This is a genomic window from Rhizobium sp. 1399 (assembly GCF_031455475.1).
Classification (GTDB): domain Bacteria; phylum Pseudomonadota; class Alphaproteobacteria; order Rhizobiales; family Rhizobiaceae; genus Rhizobium.
In genome coordinates, this window is the sequence record NZ_JAVDSU010000004.1 from 42,414 (window position 1) to 63,121 (window position 20,708).

23 protein-coding genes are annotated in these 20,708 nt (G+C 60.4%); 8 read left to right on the forward strand and 15 right to left on the reverse strand.

Going from position 1 to position 20,708, the window contains the following annotated elements; all coding sequences use genetic code 11:
- Positions 1-191: 191 nt before the first annotated feature.
- The gene (locus J2X71_RS14500; RefSeq protein WP_113324182.1) at positions 192-1,136 is read left to right on the forward strand and encodes a diacylglycerol kinase family protein; all 945 of its coding nucleotides are present in this window, start codon (positions 192-194) and stop codon (positions 1,134-1,136) included.
- Positions 1,137-1,139: 3 nt separating this feature from the next.
- Here J2X71_RS14500 and J2X71_RS14505 read toward each other — a convergent pair whose 3' ends face one another.
- Together J2X71_RS14505 and J2X71_RS14510 are read right to left on the reverse strand one after the other, a co-directional pair.
- Positions 1,140-2,918, reverse strand: coding sequence for a diguanylate cyclase (locus J2X71_RS14505; protein ID WP_310382778.1), 1,779 nt, complete (start codon positions 2,916-2,918; stop codon positions 1,140-1,142).
- Positions 2,919-3,082: 164 nt separating this feature from the next.
- On the reverse strand, positions 3,083-4,459 hold the full coding sequence (locus J2X71_RS14510; protein WP_405049715.1) for a glutamine synthetase family protein: 1,377 nt from the start codon (positions 4,457-4,459) through the stop codon (positions 3,083-3,085).
- Between the two features lie 45 nt (positions 4,460-4,504).
- On the opposite strand from J2X71_RS14510, the gene J2X71_RS14515 reads away from it, so the two are divergent.
- A complete protein-coding gene (locus J2X71_RS14515; protein WP_310382780.1) occupies positions 4,505-5,872 on the forward strand; it encodes an aspartate aminotransferase family protein in 1,368 nt (455 codons plus the stop codon).
- Here J2X71_RS14515 and J2X71_RS14520 read toward each other — a convergent pair.
- Both J2X71_RS14520 and J2X71_RS14525 read right to left on the reverse strand, forming a co-directional pair.
- Positions 5,869-7,359, reverse strand: coding sequence for a glycosyltransferase family 39 protein (locus J2X71_RS14520; RefSeq protein ID WP_310382781.1), 1,491 nt, complete (start codon positions 7,357-7,359; stop codon positions 5,869-5,871). The two genes, J2X71_RS14515 and J2X71_RS14520, sit on opposite strands and share 4 nt — an antisense overlap.
- Before the next feature lies 1 nt (position 7,360).
- Positions 7,361-8,371, reverse strand: a complete 1,011-nt coding sequence (locus J2X71_RS14525; RefSeq protein ID WP_007821703.1) for a glycosyltransferase family 2 protein — start codon at positions 8,369-8,371, stop codon at positions 7,361-7,363.
- Between the two features lie 79 nt (positions 8,372-8,450).
- Between J2X71_RS14525 and J2X71_RS14530 the strand changes: the two genes are divergently transcribed.
- On the forward strand, positions 8,451-9,419 hold the full coding sequence (locus J2X71_RS14530; protein ID WP_113324176.1) for a lysylphosphatidylglycerol synthase domain-containing protein: 969 nt from the start codon (positions 8,451-8,453) through the stop codon (positions 9,417-9,419).
- Here the strand turns inward: J2X71_RS14530 and J2X71_RS14535 are convergent.
- Genes J2X71_RS14535 through J2X71_RS14550 form a run of 4 tightly spaced genes read right to left on the reverse strand, consistent with a single transcriptional unit; the run spans position 9,409 to position 11,748 of the window.
- Complete coding sequence (locus J2X71_RS14535) at positions 9,409-10,644, reverse strand: RNA polymerase sigma factor (protein ID WP_310383288.1); 1,236 nt, start codon at positions 10,642-10,644, stop codon at positions 9,409-9,411. The two genes, J2X71_RS14530 and J2X71_RS14535, sit on opposite strands and share 11 nt — an antisense overlap.
- Positions 10,645-10,663: 19 nt before the next feature.
- A complete protein-coding gene (locus tag J2X71_RS14540; RefSeq protein WP_310382782.1) occupies positions 10,664-11,023 on the reverse strand; it encodes a YciI family protein in 360 nt (119 codons plus the stop codon).
- Between the two features lie 2 nt (positions 11,024-11,025).
- Complete coding sequence (locus J2X71_RS14545; protein ID WP_310382783.1) at positions 11,026-11,385, reverse strand: YciI family protein; 360 nt, start codon at positions 11,383-11,385, stop codon at positions 11,026-11,028.
- Between the two features lie 12 nt (positions 11,386-11,397).
- Positions 11,398-11,748, reverse strand: coding sequence for a YciI family protein (locus J2X71_RS14550; protein WP_310382784.1), 351 nt, complete (start codon positions 11,746-11,748; stop codon positions 11,398-11,400).
- Between the two features lie 155 nt (positions 11,749-11,903).
- Here J2X71_RS14550 and J2X71_RS14555 point away from each other — a divergent pair, with 155 nt between their 5' ends.
- Positions 11,904-12,071: a hypothetical protein gene (locus tag J2X71_RS14555; protein WP_310382785.1), complete on the forward strand. Its 168-nt coding sequence runs from the start codon at positions 11,904-11,906 to the stop codon at positions 12,069-12,071.
- 46 nt (positions 12,072-12,117) lie between these two features.
- Here J2X71_RS14555 and amn read toward each other — a convergent pair whose 3' ends face one another.
- The 3 genes from amn to J2X71_RS14570 form a co-directional block, all read right to left on the reverse strand.
- On the reverse strand, positions 12,118-13,620 hold the full coding sequence (amn, locus tag J2X71_RS14560) for an AMP nucleosidase (RefSeq protein ID WP_310382786.1): 1,503 nt from the start codon (positions 13,618-13,620) through the stop codon (positions 12,118-12,120).
- 72 nt (positions 13,621-13,692) lie between these two features.
- A complete protein-coding gene (locus tag J2X71_RS14565; protein ID WP_113324199.1) occupies positions 13,693-13,872 on the reverse strand; it encodes a hypothetical protein in 180 nt (59 codons plus the stop codon).
- A 131-nt stretch (positions 13,873-14,003) separates the two neighbouring features.
- A complete protein-coding gene (locus J2X71_RS14570; RefSeq protein ID WP_113324171.1) occupies positions 14,004-14,342 on the reverse strand; it encodes a DUF2147 domain-containing protein in 339 nt (112 codons plus the stop codon).
- A 431-nt stretch (positions 14,343-14,773) separates the two neighbouring features.
- On the opposite strand from J2X71_RS14570, the gene J2X71_RS14575 reads away from it, so the two are divergent.
- Positions 14,774-15,043: a sel1 repeat family protein gene (locus J2X71_RS14575; protein ID WP_007821684.1), complete on the forward strand. Its 270-nt coding sequence runs from the start codon at positions 14,774-14,776 to the stop codon at positions 15,041-15,043.
- A 178-nt stretch (positions 15,044-15,221) separates the two neighbouring features.
- Here J2X71_RS14575 and J2X71_RS14580 read toward each other — a convergent pair whose 3' ends face one another.
- From J2X71_RS14580 to J2X71_RS14590, 3 genes are all read right to left on the reverse strand, one after another.
- The gene (locus J2X71_RS14580; RefSeq protein WP_310382787.1) at positions 15,222-16,334 is read right to left on the reverse strand and encodes a pyridoxal phosphate-dependent aminotransferase; all 1,113 of its coding nucleotides are present in this window, start codon (positions 16,332-16,334) and stop codon (positions 15,222-15,224) included.
- Between the two features lie 94 nt (positions 16,335-16,428).
- Complete coding sequence (locus J2X71_RS14585; RefSeq protein WP_007821677.1) at positions 16,429-16,827, reverse strand: hypothetical protein; 399 nt, start codon at positions 16,825-16,827, stop codon at positions 16,429-16,431.
- A 181-nt stretch (positions 16,828-17,008) separates the two neighbouring features.
- Positions 17,009-17,410: a DUF2177 family protein gene (locus J2X71_RS14590; RefSeq protein WP_310382788.1), complete on the reverse strand. Its 402-nt coding sequence runs from the start codon at positions 17,408-17,410 to the stop codon at positions 17,009-17,011.
- Between the two features lie 155 nt (positions 17,411-17,565).
- Here J2X71_RS14590 and J2X71_RS14595 point away from each other — a divergent pair, with 155 nt between their 5' ends.
- Positions 17,566-18,012: a host attachment protein gene (locus J2X71_RS14595; RefSeq protein ID WP_007821673.1), complete on the forward strand. Its 447-nt coding sequence runs from the start codon at positions 17,566-17,568 to the stop codon at positions 18,010-18,012.
- 72 nt (positions 18,013-18,084) lie between these two features.
- Here J2X71_RS14595 and J2X71_RS14600 read toward each other — a convergent pair whose 3' ends face one another.
- Positions 18,085-18,423 (reverse strand): hypothetical protein, encoded by a 339-nt coding sequence (locus J2X71_RS14600; RefSeq protein WP_112544807.1) that lies wholly within the window; start codon positions 18,421-18,423, stop codon positions 18,085-18,087.
- Positions 18,424-18,791: 368 nt separating this feature from the next.
- On the opposite strand from J2X71_RS14600, the gene J2X71_RS14605 reads away from it, so the two are divergent.
- Positions 18,792-19,232 (forward strand): glyoxalase superfamily protein, encoded by a 441-nt coding sequence (locus J2X71_RS14605; protein WP_310383292.1) that lies wholly within the window; start codon positions 18,792-18,794, stop codon positions 19,230-19,232.
- A 37-nt stretch (positions 19,233-19,269) separates the two neighbouring features.
- Positions 19,270-20,637 (forward strand): MATE family efflux transporter, encoded by a 1,368-nt coding sequence (locus J2X71_RS14610; protein WP_310382789.1) that lies wholly within the window; start codon positions 19,270-19,272, stop codon positions 20,635-20,637.
- The last annotated feature ends 71 nt before the right edge of the window (positions 20,638-20,708 follow it).

The following is a 20,708-nucleotide window of genomic DNA, read 5'->3' on the forward strand; positions in this document are numbered from 1 at the left end:
TATCCCATCTATTGAACGGGAAACCGGAAGCGTCGAGTGCTTTTTTTGCAGTGCAGCGTCCTGCTATCTGCATACGTCCATTGCAATATTTGCGTTTCGGCGATGTGACCCGGAAAACCATCCGGCTTGAAATCGCAGGTGCATCAACCATTTCTTGAGGGCATGGATAGCGGGATAGGAACAGGCACCTCATGAAGCTCGTCGGTTTTTTCAATCGCGACGGCGGTACCTTCAGAACGACGGACATGCAGGCTTATGAGAAACGCGCGGAAGAAGTCTTCCGCGAAGCCGGCCATGATTTCGAAGCGATCGTCTTCTCCGGCAACGAGATCGTTCCCGCCATGGAACGGGCCGCACGGCGCGACGACATCGACGGCATCGTCGCCGGCGGCGGCGACGGCACCATTTCGGCGGCCGCATCGATTGCCTGGAAGAACGGCGTGGCGCTCGGCGTCGTGCCGGCCGGCACCATGAACCTCTTTGCCCGCTCCCTGAAAGTGCCGCTCGATATCTGGCAGGCGCTCGATGTGCTGGCTTTCGGTGAAGTCGACAATATCGATATTGCCAGCGCCAACGGAAGGCCGTTCATCCACCAGTTCTCCGCCGGCCTGCATGCGCGCATGGTGCGCTACCGCAATTCCTACAGCTACCGCTCCCGCCTCGGAAAGATGGGCGCCAGCACTCGCGCTGCCTTCGGCGTCGTCTTCAATCCGCCGGAATTCGAGGTCGAGTTCGAGGCGGCCGGCATGAAGGAGACCCGACGCGTCTCGGCGATATCAGTCTCCAACAACCCCTTCGGCGAAAACGCGCTGCTCTATGCCGACAATCTGCGCAGCGGCGAACTCGGCTTCTACACGGCAAAACCGCTGAAACCGCTCGGCGTCGCACGGTTGGCGATCGACATGCTGCGCGGCAGATTCCGGGAAAACGATGCGGTCATGGTCCTGCATCCGGCCGAGGTGCATCTGCACTTCCCGAAGTTGCGCGCCAAGGCGAACTGCGTGATGGATGGCGAGCTTCTGCCGCTGGAGCGCGATGTCACCGTCAAGCTGCATCCGGGCGAATTGAAGGTGCTGGTCAAGCAGGGATTGGCCGCGCAGGAAGGCGAGAGGGAGCGGCGCGAACCGGCCGCGTGATTTTCAGAACGAAGCGGAGCGTCTGGCCCTGAAAGGAATGAGAGCGCTTTCGACGATATCCCGGTCCGCCTCGTCGCCGAAAACACAGGTGCGATTGCGCCCCTTCTTCTTGGCGCAGTACAGCGCTTCGTCGGCTGATGCGATGAGCTGTCGCCAGCCTTCAGCACCACAGGCGCCGGAGGCGACGCCGATGCTGACAGTGATCGAGAGAGCGACGCCGGTTTCCGCGTCACGGATGACATGCGCCTGAATGCGGCTGCGAAGTTCTTCGGCAAAATCCAAGGTGTTCGAAAGATCGGATGTGGAAACGAGAACGGCGAATTCCTCGCCCCCATAGCGCGCGACGATGTCCGTCGGACGCATCGCGCCCTGCAGCAGGGTGGCGATTTCGATGAGCACGGCGTCGCCCGTCAGATGGCCATAGGTGTCGTTCACCGTCTTGAAGTGATCGATATCGATCAGCATCAGGCAGACATCTTCCTCGCGCTCCGAAGGGGCATTGCCGAAGCCTTCCAGCGCCCGGCGGTTCCAGACACCGGTCAGCCCGTCCTTTTCGGCCTGCATCTTCAGGCGGGCCTCATATTCGGCCCGTTCGTCCAGCTTGCCGCGCAGCAATTCCAGCGCCTCGAACAGGCTGCGCATCTCCGGCGCCTTGGAGATCGTCTCCAGGTCGGTCGCGGGACTGCCGTCTGCGAGCGCGATGATCTGGCGTCGTGCCGTCAGCAGCGGACCGAGCATGTGCAGGCGGATGGAGCGGAAGAGCGTAAACAGCACCGCAAGAGCGGAGGCCGTGATCACAGCGATGACCGCCAGGCGATAGGAAGCGGCGTAGTGCTGGGTCCGGTAGCGCTTCACCACATCGTCGAGAAAGACCGTACGCAGCCGCTCCAGCGGCTGCAGCGTCGGAACATAGTCGCGTGTCAGGTCAACTGCGGAAACCGAATAGTCCCCCGAGATCTTGCCTTGCTCGATCAATATCTTGACGAGTTCGAGGCCAGACCCGAAAAAGATCGTATCGACATCCTTCATGAGCTGCGCAGAGAGCGCCTCGCGATCGCTGACGATCGTCTGGCCCTGCATCAGCGCACGCAGTTCCAGAAGCCGGCCAATGGTGCGGTTCGCGTCGGTGATATGGCTGTCGCGTAAAGGCTGGCGGGTGGCAATCGGACCCATGATCTGCGAGGCGGCCCGGCCCCCATATTCGCGCATGTCGCTGATCATCCGCCCCGTCAGGAATGGCGCGGTCAGTTCCGACCGGCGGGTGGTGAAAGCGGCTATGTGCCAGTCGACGACATGCTGGAATGTTTCGATCACCTCGATCATTTCGCCGATCGCGTTTTGCACATCGCCGGGCTCGCGGTCGGCGAGCGGTGTTGCGGCAACGCGGTCGACGGCTTGGCGAGCCCTGCGAAGCTGCGCCCTTGTCTCAGAGAGCGCCCCCTGGAGATCGGGAAGCGAGGAGGATAGATCGACTTCGGGCGGCTCATCGAGCGCCTCGAGCGAGAGATCGCTGATGCGCCGGAAGACCTTTAAACGCTCTGTTGCGGGCGCGCTGCTATTTGGCTCTATCGCCATGATGTCGTTGGCCGGTCCGCGCTCCGCCGACATGCGGCTCGCCGCTTCCAGAACCTGGCGGAAGCGCTCTACAGCCAGCAGATTGTCGTGGGTCGAGCGGTAGCTTTCATAAGTCGGAATGAGAGCGCTGGCTGTCAGAATGAGGGTCAGAAACGCCACGATGACGGTTGCAAAGAGCAGCTTTCCCTCAAGAGTGATGCGGTTCATCAAACCGGATCCCTTTCAACTCGTCATCCAATCCGGCCCCGTTGCCGGTTTACTGAATATGCTGATACCGGGCATATATTACCGATTTCGAGTATAGGTCATCGATAATGCCAACAGGGTTAAGAAAAGCATCTAGGTGTAAGTTATGTGACGGGCGCTATTAACTACAGGCGCGCAAGATAAGTACGATAGTCGAAATCCGACACGGTGCGCAGGTACGCTATTGCTTCCTTGTACTTCGTATCGCCATACAACTTTCGATACTTGTCGCCAAAGATATTGGCGATGAAGGCCGACTGCCGGAAGGCCTCGACCGCCGTCAGGAAATCATGCGTCAGACGCTTCGCGCCCGGTGGCGTATAGGCGGGCGTCGTTTCCTCGCCGGGATCGAGATCTCCGTCGAGGCCGAGCAGCATGCCGCCGAGGATCGTCGCCAGCAGCAGATAGGGATTGGCATCCGCACCCGCCACGCGGTGCTCGATGCGCGCCGCCGGCCCGTTGCTATCAGGAATGCGGATTGCCGTGCCGCGATGCCCGCTACCCCAGGTCAGATCGGTCGGCGCAAACGAGCCCGGCTGGAAGCGGCGATAGGAATTGGCAAAGGGGGCGAAGACGAGCTGCGCCTCCTGCATGGTCTGCAGCATGCCTGCCGTCACCGATTTCAGAAGTGTCGGCTCGCTGCCCTTGGCATCGAGGATATTGTTGCCATCCCTGTCGATGATGCTGGCATGCACATGCAGACCCGATCCCGCCTGGTCCGAATAGGGCTTGGCCATGCAGGTCGATTTCAGCCCGTGCTTGCGCGCCGCCTGTTCGGCAACGCGTTTCAGGTAGAGGCAGTCGTCGGCCGCAGCCAGCGCATCGGGCCGGTGCAGCAGGTTGACCTCGAACTGGCCGGGCCCGAATTCCGCCGTCGTTGCCTCCGCCGGCAGGTTCATCGCCTTGGCGTAGGCGCGCAGCGTCTGCAGGTAGTCGTCGAGTGCATCGACGGCGCTCATGTCGTAGAGCTGGAAGCCGTTCGGATTGCCGCGATAGGTGAGGCTTGCAGGCGGGGAGGGAATGCCCGTCTCGCGCCAGTTCTCCTCAACCACATAAAATTCCAGCTCGGTCGCGACGACGGGCGTCAGCCAGCGTTCGGCATAGCGTTCAAGCACGGAAGCGAGAATGCTGCGCGGATCCATGAAGCTGCGGCTGCCGTCGAATTCATGCATCATGGCAAGCACCTGCATCGATCCCTCGGGCGCCCAGGGCATCGGCGTCAGGCTGCGCTTGTCGGGAATGACATTGCCGTCGGGGTCGCCGATTGTCAGCGACAGGCCGGTGATGTCGTCATTGTCATCGCCCCAGATATCGAGCGACTGCGTGGAGGTCGGCAGGCGGATGTCGCCAGCCCAGACTTTCTTTTCGGCCGAAAGCGGCAGTTGCTTGCCGCGCAGATCGCCATTCATGCCGACAACCAGGATCTCGAAACGCGGATCGCCCTCTCCAGCCTCTTTGCCCTTGCTCGCCATGACCTTGAAAATCCTCTCGCAGAAGGCCAAGGTCGTAAACTATCACCGAAAGCCTTTCAATCCGAAGGTCTAATCATGTCCGATACTTATCCGTTGTCGAACCTTGCCGCGATCGATGCCGCCCATCATCTGCATCCCTTCTCCGACATGAAGAAACTGAATGCCGACGGCACGCGCATCATCCAGCGCGGCGAGGGCGTGCATATCTTCGATAACAACGGCAAAAAATATCTCGATGGCTTCGCCGGCCTCTGGTGCGTCAATATCGGCTATGGCCGCAAGGAAATCGCCGATGCTGTTGTAAAGCAGATGAACGAGCTTCCCTATTACAACACCTTCTTCGGCACGACCTCGCCGCCGACGACCCTGCTGGCACAGAAGGTGACGTCCAAGGCCGGGCTGCGCTTCAACCATGTCTTCTTCACCGGCTCAGGCTCGGAGGCGAACGACACTTGGTTCCGCATGGCCCGCGTCTATTGGGCGGCGGTCGGCCAGCCGTCGAAGAAGACGGTCATCGCCCGGCGCAATGGCTATCACGGCTCGACGGTCGCTGGCGCCAGCCTCGGCGGCATGAAATACATGCATGAACAGGGCGATCTGCCGATCCCGGGCATCGTCCATATCGGCCAGCCCTATTGGTATGGGGAGGGTGGCGATCTCACGCCGGCCGAATTCGGGCTGAAGGTTGCCCGAGAGTTGGAAGCCAAGATCGATGAGCTCGGCGAGGAGAACGTCGCCGCCTTCGTCGCCGAGCCGATCCAAGGGGCCGCCGGCGTCATCATCCCGCCGGAGACCTACTGGCCGGAGATCGACCGCATCTGCAAGGCGCGCAACATCCTGCTCGTCACCGACGAGGTCATTTGCGGCTTCGGTCGCCTCGGTGAATGGTTCGGCCATCAATATTTCGGCGTCGAGCCGGATTTTGCACCGATCGCCAAGGGGCTGTCATCAGGCTATCTGCCGATCGGCGGCGTGCTCGTCAGCGATCGCATCGCCGACGTTCTGATCAACGAGGTCGGCGATTTCAACCACGGCTTCACCTATTCCGGCCACCCGGTCTGCGCTGCCGCAGCCCTCGAAAACCTGCGCATCATTGAGGAGGAGAAACTGGTCGAGCGCGTGCGCGACGACATCGGCCCCTATTTCGCAAAGAGGTGGGGAGCCCTTGCCGAACATGATTTCGTAGGACAAGCGGAAAGCGTCGGCCTGATGGGCGGCCTGCAGCTTGCCGCCGACAAGAAAACCCGCACCCGTTTCGAAAAGCCGGACCCGATCGGCTCGGCGGTGCGCAATCACGCGCTCGCAAACGGCCTCGTGCTGCGCGCCACCGGAGACCGCATGCTGGCCTCGCCACCGCTCGTCATCAGCCATGAAGAGGTCGATGAGATGGCACGCATCACCAAGATTGCGTTGGATGCTGCCTGGAAGGAGTTACGCGCTTAGGGATAGGCGACGGCATAAGCGAATTGATAGGTGTCACCCGGCTGGCCATAGATATAAGGCAGGGCAACGATATGCGTCTCCGGCTGCTTCAAGCCGTTTTGCGCAATGACATCCTTGAAATAGTATTCCGGCCAGGCCGGCGGCGTTCTGCCCTTGTCGTCGCGCCAGACGAAGACGACGGGATGTTTCGCATCCAGCTGGAACTTCGGCTTGAAGTCCGGATAGAAATAGGACTGCACCGGGGTGTCGGGCATCAGCAGCCGCATATTGCCGTCGAGATGCGGGTCGTAACCGACGATCAACCCCGGCTCGCCGCCGATATCCTTGCGGATCGTCTCGGCGAAGCTGGCATAGGGGATGTTCAGCCGCTGATACTTGCCGAGGAGCGGGCCGTAATAGGCGCGCATGGCGAGTACAGCCAACACGACGCCCATGATCACGCCACCAACAGCAAGCGATTTCCGCAAGGGCGCTCCTGCATCGACTTCGGCACTATCGGCCTTCATGCAGATATAGAGCGGCAGGATGAGGAAGAGTGGTGTCAGCCATCGGTCGGCGACGTTGTCGACGCCCGCAAGCAGGATCATCAGCGCAATGGCGCCGATCTCGATCAGCAGGATGCGCCCGGCAATTCGTGTCCAGCGGCTGGAAGCGCGCCACATTGCCCGCAGCGATTTGGCAAAGAGCGCCAGAAAAATGACGACCGAGACGCCGGCGATGCCGACCATCGCGGAGATGAAGCGGAAAAAGCCGGTCGATACCTGCGACAGAAAGCCTTCACCCGCACCGGTCATCTTGTGCAGCGTGCGATCGACCGCAAGGTCGAAATGCTGCAGGAACCACAGCGCGTGCGGTAGCACGATAGCGATCGACAAGACGATCGTCAGCGCAAGCCGCCAGTCGAAAATCCGCTTGCGGAAATCGGTGTCGATGAGGGCGGCGACCAGAGCGGCGGCAGGAAGAAGCGCGAAATTATACTTCGATATCATGCCGATGCCGGTCGCAATGCCGACGATGGCATAGGAGATTGCCGAGGGCGTCTTCAGCGTCCGGAAAAAGCCGTAGAGGAACAGCGAGCCGGCAAAGATCGTCGCCACCGAATGCGTCAGATCGCGCTGCGCCTCGAAGACGACCTGCGGCACGGTGAGGAGGCCAAGCGTCGCCACCACGACCAAGCTGCTGTTCTTCAATGTCAGCCGCGCCGTCAGCCAGTAGAAGGTGTAGGAGAGGAACAGCATGCTGCATTTGAGGAGCGACAGCGAAAAGAGCGAGACGCCGACGAGCGATGTCACGCCATACTGCACCCAATTGTAGAAGGGCGGCTGCGAATTATAGCCGAAGGCGAACCACTGCGAGAGCAGCATCTGCTCCGCCTCGTCCAGCTCCAGCGCATTGGGGATGCTGAGCCGCACGATCAGGTGGAGCAGAAAATAGGTTCCGAGCACCGCCAGGATCAGATGTGGCCGGCGGCTGAAAAGGCTCTGCACGTCAGCTTTCTCGAGAGAAGATCTGGCGCACGATATAATTCGGCGAGGCGTCGTCGCGGTAGTAGGTGCGGGCGATCATCTCCGCCAGGATGCCGGTCGTGATCATCTGCACCGAAGAAAGCAGCAGCACGACGCCGACCATCAGCATCGGTCGCGTGCCGATATCGTTGCCCATAATGAACTTGTCGAAGCCGAGATAGATGAGGATCAGCGCTGCGAGGCCGCCGAGGCCGAGGCCGAGCGAGCCGAAGAAATGGCCCGGACGCGCCTTGTAGCGCATGAAGAACATCACCGACAGCAGGTCGAGGATCACGCGGAAGGTGCGCGAGATGCCATATTTCGAGGTGCCGTGCTGGCGTGCGTGATGGGTGACGGCCATTTCGCCGATGCGCGAGCTCGGCACGACTCCGGCAACCCAGGCCGGGATGAAGCGGTGCATCTCGCCCATCAGCTTCACCTGCTTGATGATCGAGGCACGGTAGATCTTCAGGCTGCAGCCATAGTCGTGCAGCTTCACGCCGGTAATGCGGCCGATCAGGTAATTCGCGCACCAGGAGGGGATTTTGCGCAGCAGCAGCCCGTCCTGGCGGTTCTTGCGCCAGCCGACGAGCAGGTCGAGTTCGCGCCGTTCCAGCTCCGAGACCATCGAAGGGATGTCCTTCGGGTCGTTCTGCAGGTCGCCGTCCATCGTGGCGATCAGCCGGCCTTGCGCCGTATCGATGCCGGCCTGCATGGCGGCGGTCTGGCCGAAATTGCGCTGCAGCTCGACGATGCGCAGCGCCAGCTCTTCGCGGTTGACGAACTTGCGGGCATTGACGAGCGTTGCGTCCGTGCTGCCGTCGTCGACGAGGATCAGTTCCCAGCGATGCGGATAGTCTACCATCGCCGCGGCAATGCGCTCGACGAGCGGGCCGATGCTTTCTTCCTCGTTGAAGACTGGAACGACCAGCGACAGTTCGAGCGGTTGCACCTGATCATTCGCATCGCGAATGGACTCTACCGTTGTCTGCAACTTTCATTTCTCCTAAAAGGCGCGGCAATGGAAGCCAATGGAAGCCAGCCGCCGCAGCCAAACTTAGGAAGCCTGATACATGAAGACCCCGAGTGTTGAAAGCGGGCAATCCTGGTTTCTGCGCAATCGCATGAGCCTCCTGACGGTCGCAATCGTCGCAGCCTATGCACTTTTCATCGAATGGTTCTGGGGCTGGTCGGTCATACTGGAACAATGGGCCGCCGTCGGTCCACGTCCGGTCATCGGCGCGCTGATACTCCTGACCAGCACCTATTTCCTGCGTACATGGCGCATCTACGATTATTTTCCACGGGAGACAGGGGGCCGTTTCGCAACGCTCTTCCGGGTCACCCAGATCCATAACCTTCTGAACATCATGCTGCCCTTCCGCGCCGGCGAAACCAGCTTTCCGGTGCTGATGCGCACGGAATTCGGCATTCCCCTGACACGCGGCACCTCCGCTCTGCTGGTCATGCGGCTGTTGGACCTGCATGCGCTGCTGGCCGCCGCCGGCCTCGGCTTTGCTGTCGCCGCCCCGAACGCAGCCCTTGCATGGCTTGTCTGGGTCATCTTCCTGTTCCTGCCGGTCTTCGCCTTCGCTGCCCGCAAGCCGCTGCTGCGCCTCGGCGCAAAACTTCTGCCGCGCAAGGCGCAGGCTCTGCTTCATGAAATCGAGAATGGACTGCCTTTCGATGCCGTCGCCTTTAGCCGCGCCTGGGCGATGACCATCGTCAACTGGCTGGTGAAGGTGCTGGTGCTCGCCTGGGCGCTCGGCCTGATGGGCGTGATGCCGATGGCCGCAAGCTTCGGTGGTGCGCTGGGCGGTGAGCTTTCCTCCGTCCTTCCGGTCCACGCGCCCGGTGGCGTCGGCACCTATCCGGCCGGCATCACCGCCGGCGCGATCGCTTTCGGTGCTTCAAGCGAACGCGCTGCGCTGGGTGCGCTGGCCCAGGCAAGCGTCAACGCCCACCTGCTCATCATCGTCTCGGCCCTGACCGGGACCGCCATCTCGCTTCCCCTCGGCCGGCGCCGCAAGGCTAGGTCGTAAGCTCCAGAATGCGCTTGCGCAGAAAGACCTGTTCCGGTTCCTGTCGGCAGAATGTCAGCGCCGTCTCGTAAGCTTGAATCGCTTCGGCACGGCGTTCGAGCCGGCGCAGGAAATCGGCCCGCGCCGAATGGGCGAGGTGATAGGTCGTCAGCTCTCCCTTGCCGAGAATGGCGTCGACAAGCGCCAGTCCTTTTTCCGGCCCCTCGGACATGGCGATTGCGACGGCGCGATTGAGCTCGGCGATTGCCGAAGGGTGGGCAGCAATCAGCAGGTCGTAATAGAAGGCGATGCGCCGCCAGTCCGTTTCCTCGATGCTGCCGGTCTTCGCGTGCTCCGCCGCGATCGCCGCCTGAGCCGTATAGATGCCGATATCAGGCGTGCGCATGGCGCTTGCGAGCAGCGAAAGCCCCTCTGAAATCTTGCTTCGGTCCCAGCGCGAGCGATCCTGATCGGCAAGCAGCACCAGCGCGCCGTCGACATCCTGTCGGGCAGCACGGCGCGACTCCTGCAGGAGCAGCAGCGAAAGCAGGCCTGCGACATCCGGATGCGGCAGCAGGGTTGCCAGCAGCCGCGCCAGCCGGATCGCCTCGGCCGTCAGGTCGGCGCGGACGATCGTGTTGCCTGAGGATGCCGAATAGCCCTCGTTGAAGACGAGGTAGATGACATGCAGCACCCGGTCGAGCCGCTCCGGAAGCTCCGCCCCGACAGGCACTTCATAAGGGATATTCTCCGTCCTGATGCGGTTCTTGGCGCGCACGATGCGCTGCGCGACGGTCGGCGCCGGCACCAGGAAGGCATGGGCAATCTCTTCCGTCGTCAATCCGCAGACCTCGCGCAGCGCCATCGCAGTCTGTGCATCGGCGGCAAGAGCCGGATGGCAGCAGATGAAGATCAGCCGCAGCATGTCGTCCTCGATCGGTTCCATATCGCCGATCTCCGTTTCTGTGCCATCAGGGTAAAGGCCGTCCTCTATATGCTGCAGCGAGGCGTTGAAGCGCGCCCGCCGCCTGAGGTGATCAATCGCCTTGAAGCGGCCGGTCGAAACCAGCCATGCGACGGGATTGTTGGGCATGCCGTCAACCGGCCATGTCCGCGCTGCCGCCGCAAAGGCGTCGTGCAACGCTTCCTCCGCCCGGTCGAAATCGCCGAGCAGGCGGATCAGCGTCGCCAGAACCCGGCGCGAATGCTGCCGGTAGATATCTTCGATCACCTGTTCCCCGATCACCTGTCTCAACGGCCGACCCTCACTGCGGCAGGGTGAGCAGTCTCACCGGGCGCAATTCGATCGACCCGACCCGGACGCTCGGAATGCCCGCGACGACCTTGCGTGCAACTTCCAGATCGGCCGCCTCGATGATGTAGATGCCGGCCAGATGTTCCTTGGTCTCGACATATGGGCCGTCGGTCGAAGACAGAGTGCCATCGCGCACCCTCAACACGGAGGCACAGTCAGGACCTTCCAATGCATCGGAATGGATCATGATGCCTTTGCGCTGAAGTTCCTCGTCATACTGGAAATGCGCCCTGACGAGCTCGTCGCCCTGGGCCTGGCTGAGTGTGCCGTCCGTATCGGCGGAATTATAGATGAGGCAGACGAAGCGCATGGCTATCTCCCATCCTTGATCGAATAGGCGGGCCGGATTTCGATCGATGCATATTTGAGGATCGGGAAGGTAGAAATGATCGCTTTCGCTTCCTCCATATCCCCGGCCTCGATCACGACGAAACCGCCGAGATGTTCCTTGATCTCGGCGAAAGGACCATCCGTTGCAGCGACAGTGCCATTGCGGACCCTGAGCGTCACTGCCTGCTCCGGCTCGTAGAGCGCCAGCGCGCTCAGCATATGGCCGCTTTCGCGCCAGCTATCGTCACTGACGATGCATTCTTGGGTGACGGCCTCCCATTCCTCTGGCGTAACCCGCTTGCTCTTTTCGGTATCGAACCAGATCTGGCCCAGAAACTTCATGGCGTCACCTCCTCAGCCGAATTCATGGATGGGGCGAACCTCGATCGCGCCGAGCTTCGCCAGCGGAATGCCGGCGGCAACACGGATCGCATCGTTGAGGTCCTTGGCGTTGATCAGGATGAAGCCGCCGAGCGCCTCCTTCGTCTCGATGAAGGGGCCATCTGTGACCGACATCTCGCCGCCGCGCACCCGGACCGTGACCGCCGATTGTGGCGACTGCAGCGCCTGGGCAACGATCATATGACCGCTGTCGGCAAGATCGCGATCATAGGTGAGCGAATCCCGGTCGAGCTTGTTCTTCTCTTCCTGCGACATGGCCGACAGCACCGTGCCGTCGAACCAGACCTGGCAAAGATATTTCATTGCTTATCCTCCACGCTGTGCTTTCACAGCCCTTGGACGAACAGCCTAGGCGCTTTTCGACAGGGAAGAAAAATATCTTTTAAGCGGCCTGAATGTCGAACAGCCGAGGCAGCGCTCGACAAAGCTTCATCTGACAACATCGAGGAGATGGAGCAATGAGCATGCTTGAAATCGGAATAGCACACCTGATCGTCACACGCGGCGCACGCAAGATGCCGCCGCTTGAGAATGTCGAGGTGATAAAGGTGCTGGTCAGGACCGTGATTGCGCTGGCGGCGTTTGCCGGCCTGATCGCAGCGCTGCAGCTTGCCGCAAGCGCTTGAGAACAGTGCGCGGCCCGGAGGATAAGGCCGGGCCGCGCCTGATATCTTATTGAAACGCCGTTTCGAAGAAGCTGCGCAGCTTGCGCGAATGCAAGGTTTCCGGCGGCATGGCGGCAAGCTTCTGGATCGCCCGGATACCGATCTGCAGATGCTGGTTCACCTGCGTGCGGTAGAAGGCAGTCGCCATGCCCGGCAGCTTCAGTTCGCCATGCAGCGGCTTGTCGGAAACGCAGAGCAGCGTCCCATAGGGTACGCGGAAGCGGAAGCCGTTGGCGGCGATCGTTGCCGATTCCATGTCAAGCGCGATGGCGCGCGCCTGTGACAGGCGCTTCACCGGGCCGGCCTGATCGCGCAGTTCCCAGTTGCGGTTGTCGATCGTGCCGACCGTGCCGGTGCGCATGATGCGTTTCAGCTCGAAGCCTTCGTAACCGGTGATCTCGGCAACGGCCGCCTCGAGCGCCACCTGCACTTCGGCGAGCGCCGGGATCGGCACCCAGACCGGCAGGTCGTCGTCGAGCACATGGTCTTCGCGCATATAGGCATGCGCCAGAACATAATCGCCGAGGCGCTGGCTGTTACGCAGGCCGGCGCAATGGCCGAGCATCAGCCAGGCATGCGGGCGAAGCACGGCCACATGGTCGGTGATCGTCTTGGCGTTGGAGGGACCGACGCCGATATTGATCATGGTGATCCCGGCATGGCCCTTCTTCTTGAGGTGATAGGCCGGCATCTGCGGCAGGCGGGCAAGTGTGGCATCCGTTTCCGGAACGCTCGATCCTGCCAGCGTGACGATGTTGCCGGGCTCCACGAAGGCCGTATAGCCATCGCCGCCCTCTGCCATCAGCTTGCGCGCCCAGGAGCAGAACTCGTCGATATAGAACTGGTAGTTCGTAAACAGCACGAAGTTCTGGAAGTGCTCGGCACCCGTCGCCGTGTAATGTGACAGGCGGGCCAGCGAATAGTCGATGCGCTGTGCGGTAAAGGGTGCCAGCGGTGAGGGCTCGCCCGGAGGCGGCAAATACTCGCCGTTGGCGATCTCGTCATCCGTCGTGTTGAGGTCAGGCGTATCGAAGAGATCGCGCAGCGGAATATCGACGAAAGCCGCCGCAGACGCTTCCACATGCGCGCCTTCGCCGAAAGCGAAGTGCAGCGGGATCGGCGTGGGGGATTCCGAGACGACGACAGGCACATTGTGGCTCTTCATCAGGAGCAGCAACTGCTCCTTCAGATAATGTTTGAAGAGCTTCGGTCGCGTGACCGTCGTCGTATAGACGCCCGGTGCCGTCACGTGGCCATAGGAAAGGCGGGAGTCGACATGACCGAAACTCGTCGTCTCGATGCTGACCTGCGGATAGAAAGCGCGGTAGCGGGAGGTGACCGGCGCCCCTTGCGCGAGCTTGGTGAAGCTGTCGATCAGGAACGAGGTGTTGCGCTCGTAGAGCTCCGTCAAAGCTTCGACGGCTTTTGCCGGATCATCGAAGGCTTGCGGCTCGAAAGGGGGAGGGGACGAAATGTCGAAAGCGGACAGGGGATAGATTCGTTTGCTCATGAGGCATTATAGAGAGTCGTTTTTAACAAGCAAACGACGCTCAAAGGCTGAGACCCAGATTTTTCCCGGGTCTCAGCGGATGGTGGTGCAGTAACCGCCGCTGCTTTCCAGGCAGGTATAGTTCGCGCCGAAATGCGACTGCTGTGCGCCGCCGCCGCCGGTGCGCACGACGACCGCCGAAAAAGAGATCGCGAAGATCGCCGCAAACAGCGTTATGATTGTAAACCGTCTCGCCAGAATGAACACGTCCACGTCCTTACCCCGATATACGCCCTTCATGGTGCTGTTTTGCCATGATGTGGCTGAACGGGTGCTGAGATGGCGGTTCATTTTGCGTTCAGTTTCTGAGGCCGGCTAAGGTTCTCAGAGCCTGCCTGAACGTCTCAGAGACGGGTCCAGGTTTGCGTTTTGCAGAAGACCTGCATCACGCAGCCCTGCATCTTGAGCGAGCCGCCGGAGATGCTGCCCGAGCCGCTATAGGTCTTGTCGTCGGCAGGATCGGTGATCTCGCCGCTATAGCTGCCGCCGGTGCCGGATAGTCTGCCGATCTTCTTGCCGGCATATTTGCCCGTCTTCAGCGTGATGCAGTAAGCGCCGCCGCAGGGCGCAATCGCCGCCGTGTCGCCGGCGCGGGTCTTCCAGTTGCCGACGATCGGTTCATCCGCCTGTGCAAGGCCTGCAACAAGTGCCAGCGCGCCGGCGAGAACGAGGGTACGGATCATCTCTTCCTCCATAAGATATGAAATGGCGCGAAAATAACTGACGCGAACGTAAAGGTAAATACGCCTCCGAAGAGCCCAAATTCCGGCCTTCCCGTCAGGTTTTTTCTGATGATCGCCGGATCGATGCTGATTTCATAGTGAACAAATCCTCAATTTCCAAATCTGAATTTTTCGTAAAAGGCGCGCAAAAATCCTTAATTTGCAGGGATTCCGATGTTTAACAAAAACCCAAGTTTACCAAGCATTTGCACTTTGTTTGCGTCAAATTAATCATGCATTTTAGGCGTTTTTTGAAAGCAGTTTGGCATAGTGAACCCATCAAACGAGCGGGGCAAACCCGCCGGACCGGAGAGGCCGAAAGCCGCAGAAGATGGCAAGGCCCAAAGGTAAAACAGGGTACGTCTTAACAGGCTAAACAGGGATAGAAACCGATGGCACGCTTTGAAATGCACAATGCTGAAATGGCCACCATGGGTGGCGAAAACAACAGCGCCGATGTCTTCTGCGAAATGGGTCTGATGTATGCGACCGGCCGTGGTTGCGAGATCGATCTCGTCTCCGCTCACAAGTGGCTGAACATCGCTGCAATCAAGGGCAACGACCGCGCCGCCGAGCTGCGCGCCGATGTGGCCGCTTCGATGAGCAAGATGCAGCTTGCCGAAGCGCTCCGCGCCGCCCGCGAATGGATGACGATCCACTAAAGCGTATAGTCGCTTGGCGCGACATGCACTGAGGACCGTCTGCAACAAGATAATTCGAAATAACAACCTCAAAAGAGGGGAGCTGGCGGGGCGCTTTGGACGGGGCCGACGCCGGGAGAAGGAAACCGCGACCGGCGCCCTCCCGCCGGCCGCGGTTTACCCGTTTGGTTTCCCATTGTCAGGCGAGTTTTTTTAAGACCAGTGGGAGCGCTTCTTCGAGCAGCGCCATGTCGGCTTCCGGCCCGACGCTGACGCGGATGCAGCGGTTGAGCGGTGCGACACCCGGCATGCGGATGAAGACACCGTGTTCCATCAGCGCATCGACGATGGCCCGTGCGTAGGTGCCGTCACGTCCGGCATCAATAGCTACGAAATTGGTGGCCGATGCCAGCGGCTGCAGGCCGTTTGCCCTGGCAATATCAGCGATCCTGTCGCGCGCGGCATGGATTTTCCCGATCACTTCGGAAAGATAGGCCTGATCCTTGAGGGCTGCGAGCGCGGCGACCGTCGCAAGCCGATTCATGCCGAAATGGTTGCGGATTTTGTCGAAGGCCTGCGCCGTGCCCGGTGTCGAGATGGCATAGCCGACGCGGGCGCCGGCAAGACCGTAGGCCTTGGAGAAGGTGCGGGTGCGCACGATGTTCGGCAGGTCGATGAGCGACCCGATCGACGGCAGGGCGGAGGCCGGGCCGGTCTCGCTGTAGGCTTCGTCGAGGATCATCAGGCAGGTTTCCGGCAGGGCGCGCGCGAAGGCGACGATCTTGTCGGCATCCCACCAGCTTCCCATCGGATTGTCAGGGTTGGCGAAATAGACGAGTGGCGCATTCTCGCGCTTGACTGCATCGAGCAACGCGTCGAGATTTTCACGGTCGCCGGCATAGGGAACGGTGACCAGTCGGCCGCCAAAACCGTTCACGTGGAAATTGAAGGTCGGATAGGCACCGAAGGAGGTCACGACGGTGCCGCCGGGCTCGATTACCAGCCGCACGATTTGCCCGAGCAGTTCGTCAATGCCGCCGCCGACGGCGATATTGGCCGGTGTCACGCCGAGATGGGTGGCGAGCGCCCCCCGCAGTGCATAATTTTCCGGATCGTTGTACTTCCAGATATCGCCGGCCTGTTCCCGCATGGCGGCAATGACCGAGGGAGCCGGGCCGAAGCCGTTTTCATTGGCGCCGATGCGCGCTTCGACTTTAACGCCGCGCTGGCGCTCGATAGCCTCGGGGCCAACGAAAGGAACGGTGGAGGGCAGGGCGCTGGCAAGCGGCGTGAAGCGCAAAAAGGCAGACATGCGAGGGCAATTTCCCGGAATTATTGAAAATGCCGCGCAACAATAGGCTCTCACTTTGCCAAGGCAAGCAAGATTATTTCTCGTTCGTGACGGCTCAGACGCGGCTGCCGTTGCGGCGGGCGTCGATCGCTTCCGTGTTGCCGATCATGAAGTCGGCGCGCACTACCTTGCGTAGAACATCCGGCTCTATCAGGTTGATGAAACGAACGCCGATACGCTCATGATGGCGGTAGACCTCGGCACAGCCGATGCGGTAGGCAAGCCCCAGGATGTTGAGATAATAATGTTTGGGCAGGCCCGCCGTGGTCGACACGACGAAGGTCGCGCCGCCCTGGGAAATATCGAGGATTTCGGCGCTGCGCATCGAAATCCCGGTCAGACAGGGGCGAACGGCGACGATACGAGCCGGTCGTTTGACGTTGAACTCCTCCCAGCGAATGTCGTAGACAGCCGACTTCACCGTGGCGAGGTGCGTTGCGCGGAGCATTTCCATTTCGCATTCTCCGTCAGGCAGTTCAAAATTTGGGGCAGTTCAAATTTCAGGCTGTTCGACGGAGAGGCTCACACGAATGTTTTTCACATTCGTCAAATATAAAACTACAATTTTAGCGAGTTTGAAATTTGTGCGTTAGCGGCACATCTATTGTGCCCTCTTGGGAATAAACCATTCACGCTCAGGCCAGCAATCTTGCCGCGCAATAGCCTCCAGCAGCGCTAAGTGCCGTCAGAAAGGTTCCCCAGACCATATCTACAAGGCTCATTGCGAGCGGCCAGTTCTTCAGTGTCGACAAATTAGTGATGTCGTAGGTGCCATAAGCCGCCAGTCCCAAAATGGCACCATAGAGCAGCGTCGTGCCGAGCGAGCCGCTGGAAAGCCCGGGCAAAACCGCTAGTATGACAATTGCAACTGTGAAGAGCAGGTAGAAAAGGGCGGCGATGCCAAGGTTCGGCGAGGGCAGCATCAGCTCGCCGAGCTGATCGCGGTAGAAGGTGCGGGCGACGATGCTGAGCCATATTGCGTCGATGACGGCAAGGGTGAGAAGGCAACCGGCATAGGCGACAAGCGCTGTCTTCATCGTCTTTGATCTCCCGCTTTGCCCTTCTACGCCATGGCATGCCCTCCGGATCGCCGTTGATTCTCTTTGCGCAGATTTTTCCCGAACTCTTTCAGTTGCCGGGCGTTTTTCCTCAAGCGGTACGCTGCTTCCAATCATGAAAGCGAGGAAATCAAATGACTGACGTCAAAGTCCCCTGGGAATCCTGGGTCGTTGTCTGCGATGGGGCGAAGGCCCTGATCCTGCAGAATGCCGGCGATGCGGAACTGATGAATCTCCAGGTCCGCGAAACGCTCACGCAGCCCAACCAACCTGACCGTGAACTCGGCACCGACAAGCCCGGGCGCTCTTACGCGCCTGACGGACTGAGCGGCAGCGCCATGGAGGAGACCAACTGGCAGGACCAGGCCGAAGCCGACTTCCTGAAGGAAGTTGCCGTAAAGCTCGACGAGCTCGTGCATGAGAAGGAGGCAAGCCGCATCGTTCTGGTGGCGCCGCCGCGCGCGCTCGGCACGCTGCGGCCCAATCTCAGCGCCGATGCCCAGGCAGCGATCTCGGCTGAAGTGGCGAAGGATTACACCAATCTGCCAATCGACCAGATCGAGCGGCACCTCGCCGCTTGATCGCGATAAATCATCGCTGTTCGAAACGCGGGTCGTATGGCCCGCGTTTCCTTATGGGGAGAAGGTCTAAAATCAGAGGCTGGTTTCGAAGCTGAGCCGCAGCACGTGATGCAGGAATTCGGGGTTCAGCAGCATGTTGAAGCTGATGGTCACGAACTCGTCTTCGCGCTTGACCACGGTCGCGCCGATCTCGTCATGGATGCCGAGGATTTCCAGGAAGAAATTCTGCGGCATTTCCAGGCTGGGGCTGACTTCCAGCAGCGCCCCGGCGAGCGTGATGGTGCGGATCAGGCAGCGGACTTGCGTTCCGGTGCTGAGGTGATGGCCGACGAAGATGATGTTGCCGGGCCGATCGAGGTTGAATTCTCTGTAAGCCTGTTCGGGCTTGGGATGTTCTGTGTCGAGGTGCATCTGAAAGGCCATGTCAGCCTCCGCTTGTTGTATGATCAGACTTTAACGCAGGATTGCTCACATCTGCTGAACAATATCTTTAAAATTAAAAGCTTGTGCAAAATCTAACGGCATAGCGCTTTTATCGTCGGCAATACTGTCCAGAATCTGCCCATTTTTTCACCAGATGTGTGCCGATCTTGACTTGGCGTCTGTCGTCGCGCATAAAAAGCCGGTTCGAGGCACCAGCCGCTCGCGGATGAAGATCCATGGTGAAGCCCTCGCGATCATGGTCACAGCCCCTATGCATGCTGACTGACGGCAATGCGAGCCCCCCTGACAGTCGAATGGCATGCCTTTGAAAGGCTGAACCCGTGACTCGTATACCCATGACTGGGACCTATCCACCGGTCGACGAACTGAAGGCCCAGGCAAAGCGCCTGCGCCAGGCCATGGCCGAGCGCGGCAGCGAGATGAGCCATGCCGCCGCCCTCGAACTGATCGCCCGCCAATATGGCACCCGCGACTGGAACACGCTGTCGGCCCTTGCAGCCAAGCCCAATGACAAGCCCATCTCGCCGATCTTCGTCGGCGCCCACATTCGCGGGCGTTACCTGAACCAGCCCTTCACCGGCAAGGTTCTGGCGCTTTCGGCTATCGCAGGCAGCGAGTTCTACAGGGTCACAATCCATTTCGATGAGCTTGTCGATGTCGTGACCTTCGAGAGCTTCTCGGCCTTCCGCCAGCGCATCCACGCCCAGATCGACGAGAACGGCGTTTCACCGCGCAAGACCTCGAACGGTCTGCCGCATCTCGTTCTCGATATCTGATCGCCAAATCGCTGCCCGCAACACCCGGATTCCGTCCATGACCTCACGTTCTGAAACCAATACCTTTCTGACTGGCCCGCTGCCCGCCGTTTTTGCCCGCACGGCGCTGCCGATCATCCTGATCACCACTATCAACGGCCTGTTCGCCGTGGTGGACGCCTATTTCCTCGGCGCCTATGTCGGGGCTGGCGCACTCTCTGCCGTTACCCTGATTTTCCCTAGCCTGATGTTGCTCGTCGCCCTTCAGTCGCTCGTCTCGAACGGCATGGCAAGCATCCTTGCCCGCGAGCTTGGCGGCGGCAATCGCGATGCCGCCCGGCGCACCTTCGCGGCTGCCCATGTGCTGGCAATCGTGGTGGTGCTTGTCATCAACGTGATCTATTGGACCGTCGGCTGGAACATCGTCGCAAATGCGGCAGGTGGTGACCTCGCAGTTGCCGAAAATGCCCGCACCTTCATGGGTATCATGGTCGTTGCCGCGCCAATCGCCTTCTTCCTGTCGCTCAATATCGACGCCCTGCGCAGCGAAGGCCGGATCGGCTTCATGACCATGGTGATGCTCGCTGCGACCGCACTCAACATCGCCGCCAACTGGTTCTTCATGGCAATCCTGCAATGGGGTGTGGCCGGCTCGGCGCTGGGCTCCGTGCTGGCGCAGGCGATCTGCCTCGTTGCCGTGCTGATCTACCGTTGGCGCAATGAGCGCGCACTTCGTCCGGCATCCCGTTTTCCGCTTGCTGACTGGCGGCCGATCCTGGCGCTTGGTGCGCCGATGAGCCTCGGCTTCATCGGCATCTCGCTCTGCTCGGCAGCCGTGATCTTCAACCTGTCGATCTGGGGCGAGGGCGACTATGTCGCAACCATCGGCGCTTACGGCATCATCACCCGCGTCATGACGCTCGCCTATCTGCCGCTGCTCGGCCTCAACATCGCCTCTCAGACGATTTGCGGCAATAATTACGGAGCTGGCCTTTCCGAACGCGTCGGCCGCAGCCTGCAGATTGCCCTGATCGCGGCCCTCGTCTACTGCACAGGCGTCGAGATCACGGTGGAATTGCTGGCGGCCCGCCTCGGCCATGTCTTCGTCGCCGACCCGGTCGTTATCGCCGAGGTCTCGCGTATCCTGCCCTGGACCGTGGGTGCCTATTTCCTGTTCGGGCAGATGATGGTGCTGTCAGGCTATTTCCAGGCGATCGGCGATGCCAAGCGTGCGGCCATCTTCGGCCTGTCGCGCGCCTATCTCTTCACGCTGCCGCTGACTTTCCTGCTGCCGCATGCTTTCGGGGAGATGGGTATCTGGATGGTGCCGGTCTTTGCCGAAGCCTGCATGTTCCTGCTGGCCTTTGCCGTGCTTGCCCGGAATGCCAGGCGGCTCGGCTGGCGTTATGGCCTGCTGCCTGCCTGAAGGCAAAGCAATTCCGGCAAAAGTGTGCAGCGGTTTTGCGTCCGGAATGCATAAAACAAAGGAGAAGGCCG

Coding starts and splice junctions, on each gene's coding strand:
- J2X71_RS14500 (WP_113324182.1), top strand. CDS start 192: ATGAAGCTCGTCGGTTTTTTCAATCGCGACGGCGGTACCTTCAGAACG.
- J2X71_RS14505 (WP_310382778.1), bottom strand. CDS start 2,918: ATGAACCGCATCACTCTTGAGGGAAAGCTGCTCTTTGCAACCGTCATC.
- J2X71_RS14515 (WP_310382780.1), top strand. CDS start 4,505: ATGTCCGATACTTATCCGTTGTCGAACCTTGCCGCGATCGATGCCGCC.
- J2X71_RS14530 (WP_113324176.1), top strand. CDS start 8,451: ATGAAGACCCCGAGTGTTGAAAGCGGGCAATCCTGGTTTCTGCGCAAT.
- J2X71_RS14540 (WP_310382782.1), bottom strand. CDS start 11,023: ATGCGCTTCGTCTGCCTCATCTATAATTCCGCCGATACGGACGGCACA.
- J2X71_RS14545 (WP_310382783.1), bottom strand. CDS start 11,385: ATGAAGTTTCTGGGCCAGATCTGGTTCGATACCGAAAAGAGCAAGCGG.
- J2X71_RS14550 (WP_310382784.1), bottom strand. CDS start 11,748: ATGAAATATCTTTGCCAGGTCTGGTTCGACGGCACGGTGCTGTCGGCC.
- J2X71_RS14555 (WP_310382785.1), top strand. CDS start 11,904: ATGAGCATGCTTGAAATCGGAATAGCACACCTGATCGTCACACGCGGC.
- amn (WP_310382786.1), bottom strand. CDS start 13,620: ATGAGCAAACGAATCTATCCCCTGTCCGCTTTCGACATTTCGTCCCCT.
- J2X71_RS14570 (WP_113324171.1), bottom strand. CDS start 14,342: ATGATCCGTACCCTCGTTCTCGCCGGCGCGCTGGCACTTGTTGCAGGC.
- J2X71_RS14575 (WP_007821684.1), top strand. CDS start 14,774: ATGGCACGCTTTGAAATGCACAATGCTGAAATGGCCACCATGGGTGGC.
- J2X71_RS14580 (WP_310382787.1), bottom strand. CDS start 16,334: ATGTCTGCCTTTTTGCGCTTCACGCCGCTTGCCAGCGCCCTGCCCTCC.
- J2X71_RS14585 (WP_007821677.1), bottom strand. CDS start 16,827: ATGGAAATGCTCCGCGCAACGCACCTCGCCACGGTGAAGTCGGCTGTC.
- J2X71_RS14590 (WP_310382788.1), bottom strand. CDS start 17,410: ATGAAGACAGCGCTTGTCGCCTATGCCGGTTGCCTTCTCACCCTTGCC.
- J2X71_RS14595 (WP_007821673.1), top strand. CDS start 17,566: ATGACTGACGTCAAAGTCCCCTGGGAATCCTGGGTCGTTGTCTGCGAT.
- J2X71_RS14600 (WP_112544807.1), bottom strand. CDS start 18,423: ATGCACCTCGACACAGAACATCCCAAGCCCGAACAGGCTTACAGAGAA.
- J2X71_RS14605 (WP_310383292.1), top strand. CDS start 18,792: ATGACTGGGACCTATCCACCGGTCGACGAACTGAAGGCCCAGGCAAAG.
- J2X71_RS14610 (WP_310382789.1), top strand. CDS start 19,270: ATGACCTCACGTTCTGAAACCAATACCTTTCTGACTGGCCCGCTGCCC.